Origin of the sequence: Micrococcus sp. HMSC31B01 (assembly GCF_001816085.1) — a bacterium.
In the GTDB taxonomy this organism is placed as follows: Bacteria; Actinomycetota; Actinomycetes; order Actinomycetales; family Micrococcaceae; genus Micrococcus; species Micrococcus luteus.
This window is the reverse complement of record NZ_KV825430.1, coordinates 1-882: the sequence shown is the minus strand read 5'-3', so window position 1 is coordinate 882 and position 882 is coordinate 1. Positions and strand designations below refer to the sequence as shown.

The following is an 882-nucleotide window of genomic DNA, read 5'->3' as shown; positions in this document are numbered from 1 at the left end:
GTCGTCGCCGCGACGGGGGAGCGGGCCGGCACGGATGCCGAGCCCGGCGCCGGGGAGGACCCCCGATGACCGGCGCCGCGTACCTGGTGGCCGCGGCCGTCGTCGCGGGCCTCGTGACCTTCTGCCTGCGCGCGTTGCCGTTCGCCCTGCTGCAGCCGTTGCGGGAGTCCGTGCTCGCCGCGCGGCTGGCGGTGTGGATGCCCGCCGGCGTGCTGACCATCCTGGCCCTGGTGATGCTGCTCGACGCCGCGGCGCTGGCCCCCGGAGAGCCCGTGGACGGGGCGCGGGTGGCCCACGCGCTCATCGCGGCGGCGGTGACGGTCGTCGTGCATCTGCTGGCCGGGCGGCGGACCCTGGTCTCGATCGCGGCCGGCACGCTGGCCTACGTGCTGTTGGTCAACCTGGCCTGACCGGCGGCGGGGCGGGTTCGCCCAAGCGTTCGGCCCACGCGCGGCTCGCCGCGGCGAGGCGGCGGCCGTAGGCGGTGACGCCGTGGGAGAGCGTCCCGGCGTTGTAGAGCGTCCCCGCCCGGGCGATCCCCTCCGCGGAGAGGTCGCCGCGCAGGTGCCCGCGCAGGATCTCCAAACCGAAGGCCAGGTTGTCCTCCGGCTCCCACAGACGAAACCCGCGCTCGGCTGCCTGCGCGAAGTACGGCGGCCACGTGATCTGCGCGGGCCCCACGCCGTTGGACGTCTCCCCCTGCGCTACCCGGGCCACGAGCTCCTCGTAGCGCTCCCGGGTCACGGAGACGTCCGTCCCGCGCGGGGCGCTGTGCACGCCGCCGGCGTCGTGGCCGAAGACGTTCCGGCCACCGGACTCGAGCTCGGCCAGGGCCGCCGCCACCGGGAGGGGCACGTCCGCCCGGCGTGCGGCGGCCACGAT

Annotated in this window: 2 protein-coding genes; one reads left to right on the top strand and one right to left on the bottom strand. The window is 76.6% G+C overall.

Going from position 1 to position 882, the window contains the following annotated elements; genetic code table 11:
- The first annotated feature begins 65 nt into the window (after positions 1–65).
- A complete protein-coding gene (locus HMPREF3105_RS11900; RefSeq protein ID WP_070709804.1) occupies positions 66–410 on the top strand; it encodes an AzlD domain-containing protein in 345 nt (114 codons plus the stop codon).
- Here HMPREF3105_RS11900 and HMPREF3105_RS11895 read toward each other — a convergent pair.
- Positions 397–882, bottom strand: a 486-nt coding sequence (locus HMPREF3105_RS11895) for a hypothetical protein (RefSeq protein ID WP_070709802.1), incomplete at its 5' end; no start/stop codon positions are given. The genes HMPREF3105_RS11900 and HMPREF3105_RS11895 overlap by 14 nt on opposite strands.